Below are 7,830 nucleotides of genomic sequence, written 5' to 3'. Positions count from 1 at the left end.
CGAAGCCGAAGCCGAAGCCGAAGCCGAAGCCGAAGCCGAAGCCGAAGCCGAAGCCGAAGCCGAAGCCGAAGCCGAAGCCGAAGCCGAAGCCGAAGCCCTGAACAGGGCCGAGCCGACCGAAGAAAAGGTGATCGAACGCACAGTCGAAAAACGCGGTGGGTTTGTTCCGGCTTTGTTGGGCGGGGTTATTGCTGCAGGCCTCGGATTTGCTGTAGGCAACAGCGGGTTATTGTCTCAAGGAGCAGATAGCTCGGACGCAATTTCCGCACTCGAGTCGAAGCTGGCGGAACAATCCGATCAGATTGCCCAACTGACAAAAACTCTTGCTAAAGGCCCCGATGTCTCGGGCTTGTCAGATCAGATCAAGGCGTTGTCGGATAAGCTTGCTCCGGTCGAAAGCGATCTGACTGCCGTGAAGAGCAGTGTCGATGGCCTGACCGGCAAGGTCGACCCGCTTGAGGAACGCCTGACCGCGCTTGAGAAGCAGCCGCTTGAAGCAAATGTCTCGCCCGAGGCCACAGCCGCGTTCGAGGCAGAATTGAAGAAACTACAGGATTCTCTGGCCGCTCAGCGTAGCGAAGTGGAAAAGATGGTCTCAGACGCGCAGGCTTTAGAGGCTAAAGCTTCGGCCGAGGCGCGCGCGGCGACCAACGCTGCCATCCTGTCGCGTTTGCATGGTCAATTGGATGCCGGTCAACCCTATGAAGATTTGGTCTCTGAACTGAAAGCCGGTGGTGTCGATGTACCCGATGCCTTGGCTGCGTCTTCGAAGGACGGAGTTGAGACGCTTTCGGCGCTGCGCAGCTCGTTTGCCCCCGCAGCCCGCGCCGCACTGGCGGATGCCCGTGATGCCGATAAAGGCACAGGCTTGGTTGCTTTCTTGCAGCGCCAGACAGGCGCGCGGTCGGTGACCCCGCAAGAGGGCGACGATCCGGACGCGGTCCTGTCGCGTGCTCAGGCAGCGTTGGCAGATGGTGATGTCTCAAAGGCACTGACCGAATTGAAATCCCTGCCCGAAGCGGCACAAACCGCATTGGCGGATTGGGAGCAGGCGGCGCAGACACGGGCCTCTGCCGTCGAGGCCGCAAACACGCTTGCTTCAAGCCTGAACTCGAACTGAAGGACCTGCCATGCTGTGGTCATTGTTAAAGATCCTTGTTTTTGTTGCGATTATCGGCCTGCTGGCCATGGGAGCCGGGTTCTTGATGGAATCATCCGGCGGCGTGCAGATCACCGTCGCAGGCACCGAATACACACTGGGCCCGCTGCAATCAGTGATCGCGCTGGGCGTGCTGGTGTTTGCGGTCTGGTTGTTCTTCAAGCTGCTTACGCTGCTGATCGCCACGCTGAAATTCCTAAACGGTGATGAAACCGCCCTTTCACGTTATTTCGATCGCAGTCGGGAAAAGCGGGGATATCAGGCTCTGGCGGACGGGTTGATGGCGCTGGCCTCGGGTGAGGGGCGCGTGGCAATGACCAAGGCCCATAAGGCCGAGAAGCTGCTGAACAATCCGGAACTGACCAATTTGCTGGTGGCGCAGGCAGCCGAGATGACCGGTGATACCAAGAAAGCGTCCGAGACTTACAAGAAGCTGGTCACCAACAACGCCACGCGATTTGTCGGTGTGCGCGGGATCATGAAGCAAAAGCTGGCCGAAGGCGATGATGAAACCGCGCGCAAGCTGGCCGAGAAGGCTCTGGCCCTCAAACCCCGGCATGAAGAAACGCAGGATGTGCTGTTGAACCTGCAGACCAAGGCGCAGGATTGGGCCGGTGCGCGGTCCACGTTGACCTCGAAGCTGAAGGCCGGGTATTTGCCGCGCGATGTGTTCAAGCGGCGCGACGCAGTCCTGGCTTTGTCCGAGGCCAAAGTGCTGCTGGACGACACGGCGACGGTCGAACAGCAGGAACATGCGATTGAGGCAAACCGCCTTTCACCCGATCTTGTCCCGGCAGCCGCCATGGCCGCGCGCGCCTATATCGAAAAGGGCAAACCGCGTGCAGCAACCAAGATTCTGAAAAAGGCGTGGGAAGTACAACCTCACCCGGATCTGGCCCATGCCTTTGCCGAGATTGTGCCAGACGAAACACCTGAACAGCGGATCAAGCGGTTCACCGCTTTGACCCGCGTTCATTCAGAGAATATGGAAACACGCCTGATCTTGGCCGAGCTGAACATTGTAGCCGAAGACTTCCCCGAAGCCCGTCGCGCGCTGGGTGATGTTGTCGAAAAGCAGGGGGATGCACGGGCCTACACGCTGATGGCTGCGATTGAACGGGGCGAGGGCGCCTCGGACGCGGTGGTTCAGGGTTGGCTGGCCAAGGCGTTGAACGCACCGCGCGGGCCGCAATGGGTCTGCACCAATTGCCACGACATTCAGCCTGAATGGGGACCGGTGTGCCAGAACTGCGGCAGCTTCGATACGCTCAGTTGGCAGACGCCTCAGACGCCCGAGATTGCTAGTGTGACGGGTGTGCACATGCTGCCTCTGATCGTTGGCGCGCTTGAGGATCAATCAGAGGCTGAAGAGGCAGAGGAACCTGAAGAAAGTGCTGAAGAGTCACTTGAAGAGCCGGTCGAAGAGGACATGATCGAGGGAAAGGCCGAGCCGGTCACGGAGGAAGTCGCGCGACAGACTTAACGCGCGGTCTCGGCGTTGAAAGCGTCGTTCCGCAGCTTAAACAGCCCGGCTCACCGATTTTGATCAAGGGCGACCAAAGCCATTATGTGCTATCGGCTGTCGTAGGCGACACCGGCACACAAGACGACTAAACCGATCCCGGCGGGTTTTGCACGTCCAGATAACGTTCGGCCGGAATCCTCACGAGACCTTTGATCCCCAAGGCAGTACGATCCGCATCATCCAACTGCGCAATTGCCCGTTCAACCGCTGTAAAAATCGCTTGCTGATCGTTACCCTCCGCAGTGATCAAAGGCAGGCTAGGCGTCGGGTCCGTCCACTCTAACACCCGCAGAGATGCGGCAAACTCTTCATACTCAGCCATCAATCGCCAAGAAACCGCATCAAGGGCGGCGATATCTGCGTGACCTTCCGCAACGGACTGCGCCGACTTCAGGTGACCTTTGGTTTGCACACGGTGCTTGAACCAGAAGCCATGCGGCTCAAGATGCCAATAAGGCGCGGCGTAGCCAGATTGCGAAAATGTCTGGTTGTAAGCGAACACCGCTTCCCGAAACGCCATCAGATTTGTGCGTGGATCATCGGCGCGCACGACCAGAGCACTGCGGTAATAGCCGGGCGGACACCCGTCGAGACCATAGTCTGGCGTGCCAACCAACGCGACCTTATCGTGTAGCCATGTCCGGTACGGCATGCCGCAAGTCTGGCTCAGCACCAGTTCCGGGTGCTGCCAGACCGAGAATTCCTCGACGTCCTGCGACAGATGCTCAGGGCTCTCGATCCCGGCGCGGTTCAGATTGTCACGGATGAGGTTCCAGTATCGCAGATGTGCCTCATCAAGCTGAGGGCGGGCATACATCATCAGGCTTGCGATCATTGCATCTGCCCGAACAGTTCATACAGCTCTATCGTGGTTTTCACGCCGACCTTCTGCTGGATGCGCCCGCGATGAATTTCTACCGTGCGGGGGCTGATACCCAAGGCAGTTGCGATCTCCTTGCTCGACGTGCGCGCGGGGTGGGTCAGAATGTGTTGCAGGACCTGCTCCTCGCGGTCGGTCAAAAGTCTGCGCTTATCCGCAAGCATCTGACGTCGCGATTTCTCGGCGCGCAGACGGTCGCCTATTTCAAACGCGGCCTGTATCCGTTCGATCAGCACCTGCAGGTCAAAGGGTTTTTCCAGAAAATCAATTGCACCCGCCTTGGTGGCCCGCACGGATTCCGGAATGCCGCCATGACCCGAGATGAAAATGACCGGTATGGTCGACTCGCGCCGGTTCAGATGTTCCTGCAATTCCAGCCCGTCCATGCCGGGCATGCCATAGTCCAGGATCAGGCAACCTTTTGCATCCTCATGCACCTGATTCAGAAATGTCTGCGCATCGGCAAAATGCTCGACCCTTAGTCCGCGTTTGCTGAGCGACCGAGATAAGGCGACGCGCACATCTTCATCGTCATCGACGATATAAACGACCAGCGGCTCAAAGGTCATGCGTGATCCTCCTTGGGCTGATCGCGGCGCTGCAGGGTGAAACAGAAGCGCGCCCCGGACGTCTCAGTAGGCTCGTACCAAATGGCTCCGTCATTGGCTTTGACGATGGTCCGACAAATGGACAGGCCCAGCCCCATCCCGTCGGTCTTCTGGGTGTCAAACGAGTTGAACAAGGTGACACCATCGCTAATCCCGGGCCCGTTATCCTCAACCCGCACCTCGACCAGTTCATCGCTGGTCTTTGTAGTGATGGTGATTTTACCCTTGCCATCCGGATCCAGGGCCAGGGCGTCGATCGCGTTGCGCAACAGGTTAACCAGAACCTGAGCGATCTGCGTCCGGTTTCCGATGACAAGAGGAAGGTCGGTTTCTTCATAAAGCAGCTTGATCTCGTGTAACTTCGCCTCGGCGTCCATCAGGCTGACGGTTTGCCGGATCAGCCCGTTCAGTTCAAACGGAGTCTGACGTCCGCGATCCTTACGCACCACATCACGCAGGGCGCGGATGATGTCGCCCGCACGGCGCGACTGGCGGTCGATATCCGAAAGGATTTCTATAACCTCAGGATCGGGATCGCCGATTTCATCCAGCGTGATCTTCGCGGCGTCGACATTATAGGAAATCGCGCTTAGCGGTTGGTTCAGCTCATGCGCCAGCCCCGAGGCCATCTCGCCCATCAGGTTGACCCGTGCCACATGGGACAGATCGCGGCTGAGGCGGCTTACTTCATCCTCGGCCTGCTTTCGATCGCTGACGTTGTCGATAATGGCAACCGCATGATCAGGGGTACCGCTTTCATCGCGGATGAGGATGGCATTGACCCGCAACCAGATGGGGGATCCGTCTTTTCGAATAAACTGGTTCTCGGCGATGAACTCGGAATCCTGCAGAAGGGTTTCGCGAAACTTGACCGCGATCTGCTGTTCATCTTCCGGCAGGATGTCGGCCAGCGTCATCTTCTCCAATTCATCCGGCTGATATCCCATGATATCGCACAGCTGTTCGTTGGTCCGCAGAAACCGCCCCGTTTCGGGCGAGATCTGCGCCATCCCGCGCGAGGCCAGATCGAAGGTGCGGCCATAGGCGGTTTCGAACCGTTGCCGTTGTCGAACTTCCTGTGTCAGAGCCGCGCCGGTATCTTCCAGCTCGCGATAGGGGCTGTGCAGGCCTTCTTCGGTGGTGATCTCTCCGCTGCGCAATTGCTGGCTCTGGCTGGCAAAGGTGCGCACAGGGGCATAGATCCGGTCGGCCATGGCCAAACCAATTGCGCCCGTCAGAATGGCAATGGCAAGCGCGATCCAGACGCCTTGCGTCCGGTTCTTCTTGATCTCGCCAATAAAGTTGTCCTCGGCCGCATAAAGCCCGATCAACCAACGCAGCCCCGGCTCGGACACCTCGATCAGCATCGCCACATAGTCCTGACCGTTCAGCTGGAAATCGGTATGAACCGGTCCTTCCGTGTCGCTCAGACCGGTTTGCACGACATCTCCGAACGCCTTTTGCGCGATGGGGTCTGCGATTTGGTCCACACGCGTCAGCTCGGGCGCTTCCATATGTGCTTCCTGCCGGATCAGCACCAGCGTTGGATGCGCCAGCACCGCGCCATTTTCGTTCAGAACCAGCGCGGCACCGCGTCGTTCCGACCAGATGTCCAGCAGGAACCCCGACAGGGCGTCGATCTGGATATCGACACCCAAAATGGCACGGATAGCTCCGGTATCGTCCAATATGGGGACACTATAAGTGATTCCCGGCTGGCGCGTGGTGAAGAAGATATAAGGCTCTGTCCAGATCGGTGCTTTGGCTTCGGTCACCATTCTGAACCAGGGCCGGGTGCGCGCCTCATAGGTGTCAGTCTGGGTAGTGGCCGTTTCCAGCAATGTGAACTGATCGTTGCGCCATTGGAAATCGGCGGGATGTTCCGCGGTGCCGGGCAGGAATGGCGGAACGAACTTGGTGCGATAACGTCCGGGCTCTTCCGCGCGCATGACGTAGACAAACCTGCCCGTCGCATCGGCCAGATACATCCCTGCGAGTTGAGGCGCGACCTGTAGCTGCTGAAAAAAATGGCTTTCCAATACGCCAGGATCGCTGATATCCAGTACGTCATTTTCAGCAAGTCGCCGAGTTGCATCCAAGGCCTGCCGGGCGGGGTTCAGAAAACTTTTGACTTGGCCGATGACATTGACACTGACTTCGTTCAGTGATGTTCGGGATTGCCGCAACAGCGCGTTCTCCGAGCTGACAAAGGTCGACAGGATCACCGAAAGGATGGCGATGAACTGCAGCCCGCCCAAACACAGCGCAAGCGTGGCGCGCAGCGATCTTCGCCTGCGGGCTGGCTCAGTGTGGTCCTGGCGTATTTCTTGTTGCCCTGCGTAGTTCAATTCTTGTCCAAACGACCTTCTGCACGGGTCGGTATCACAGTCACAGAATGTGATCAGTTACCCTCTTTCCCCTATATCTGAATCCAAGCCTATACGTAATCTACCGTATAGACACCTGCTGTTTGGTTTCGCTTTCCTCTTTATCATCGGGGGGCCTGATTCCAGTGCGATTTTTTCTGTTGTGTTCTGAAAGGTTTCAGGCACCCCACAGATCAAAAAAGACTGACAACAGGAGTGTCAAAGTGTTCAAGAAAACCTCAATCACCGCATTTGCCGCGGCGGCCCTGATGGCACCAGCGGCATATGCTGAAGAATTTATCACGATCGGAACTGGCGGCGTTACGGGTGTCTATTACCCGACGGGTGGCGCGATCTGCCGTCTGGTCAACAAGGGCCGGAAAGAGCACGGGGTCCGGTGTTCGGTGGAGTCGACTGGGGGGTCGGTTTACAACATCAACACCATTCGCGAAGGCGAGCTTGAGTTTGGCGTGGCACAGTCGGACTGGCAGTACCACGCATTCAACGGCAGCTCGAAATTCGAAGAAGCCGGCCCGTTTGAGAACCTGCGTGCCGTGTTCTCGGTACACCCAGAGCCGTTCACGGTTGTGGCGCGTGCCGACGCGGGTATCTCGAATTTCGAAGACCTGAAGGGTAAGCGCGTCAACATCGGCAACCCCGGTTCCGGTCAGCGCGGCACCATGGAAGTGCTGCTGGGCGAAATGGGTTGGACCACCGATGATTTCGAACTGGCGACCGAGCTGAAAGCGGCTGAACAATCCGCTGCTCTGTGTGACAACCAGATCGATGCGATGGTTTACACCGTGGGTCACCCTTCGGGTTCGATCCAGGAAGCAACCACCGCCTGTGACTCGGTTCTGGTGAACGTCAGCGGCGACGCGGTTGACAAGCTGGTTGGTGACAACTCCTTCTACCGTACCGCAACCATCCCAGGTGGCATGTACCGCGGTTCGGATGGTGACACCTCGACATTTGGTGTTGGTGCAACCTTCGTGACTTCGGCTGACGTGTCGGAAGACGCGGTTTATGCGGTTGTCAGCTCGGTCTTCGAGAACTTCGATGACTTCAAAAAGCTGCACCCGGCATTTGCCAACCTGAAACCAGAAGAGATGATTGCGGACGGCCTGTCGGCACCGCTGCATCCCGGCGCTGAGAAGTACTACAAAGAAAAAGGCTGGATTCAGTAACCAGACCTGACACGGGGCGCCTTTCGGGGCGCCCCGATTCATATCCGGGCTAAACCGGAGACAAGACGGCCGCAAAAACCAAGGCCGAAGGACAGGGAGATACCA

General features: G+C 57.9%; 6 protein-coding genes. 3 read left to right on the top strand and 3 right to left on the bottom strand.

Features of this window, described 5'->3' with window-relative positions; genetic code table 11:
* On the top strand, positions 1-1,120 hold a 1,120-nt coding region (locus ACR0AU_RS17880; protein ID WP_480439554.1), incomplete at its 5' end, for a COG4223 family protein.
* 10 nt (positions 1,121-1,130) lie between these two features.
* The gene (locus ACR0AU_RS17875; protein ID WP_170733779.1) at positions 1,131-2,642 is read left to right on the top strand and encodes a heme biosynthesis HemY N-terminal domain-containing protein; all 1,512 of its coding nucleotides are present in this window, start codon (positions 1,131-1,133) and stop codon (positions 2,640-2,642) included.
* A gap of 127 nt (positions 2,643-2,769) precedes the next feature.
* Here ACR0AU_RS17875 and ACR0AU_RS17870 read toward each other — a convergent pair whose 3' ends face one another.
* The 3 genes from ACR0AU_RS17870 to ACR0AU_RS17860 are packed head-to-tail and all read right to left on the bottom strand — an operon-like array spanning position 2,770 to position 6,520.
* On the bottom strand, positions 2,770-3,519 hold the full coding sequence (locus tag ACR0AU_RS17870) for a PhnD/SsuA/transferrin family substrate-binding protein (RefSeq protein WP_170733780.1): 750 nt from the start codon (positions 3,517-3,519) through the stop codon (positions 2,770-2,772).
* The gene (locus ACR0AU_RS17865) at positions 3,516-4,133 is read right to left on the bottom strand and encodes a response regulator transcription factor (protein WP_170397932.1); all 618 of its coding nucleotides are present in this window, start codon (positions 4,131-4,133) and stop codon (positions 3,516-3,518) included. The genes ACR0AU_RS17870 and ACR0AU_RS17865 overlap by 4 nt, the downstream gene beginning before the upstream one ends.
* A complete protein-coding gene (locus ACR0AU_RS17860; protein WP_170425407.1) occupies positions 4,130-6,520 on the bottom strand; it encodes an ATP-binding protein in 2,391 nt (796 codons plus the stop codon). The genes ACR0AU_RS17865 and ACR0AU_RS17860 overlap by 4 nt, the downstream gene beginning before the upstream one ends.
* Positions 6,521-6,762: 242 nt before the next feature.
* On the opposite strand from ACR0AU_RS17860, the gene ACR0AU_RS17855 reads away from it, so the two are divergent.
* Positions 6,763-7,725: a TAXI family TRAP transporter solute-binding subunit gene (locus tag ACR0AU_RS17855; RefSeq protein ID WP_170397937.1), complete on the top strand. Its 963-nt coding sequence runs from the start codon at positions 6,763-6,765 to the stop codon at positions 7,723-7,725.
* The last annotated feature ends 105 nt before the right edge of the window (positions 7,726-7,830 follow it).

This window comes from Ruegeria sp. CG1, from assembly GCF_056537265.1.
Note: the sequence above shows the minus strand (reverse complement) of the source record. Positions and strands in the feature narration are given on the sequence as shown.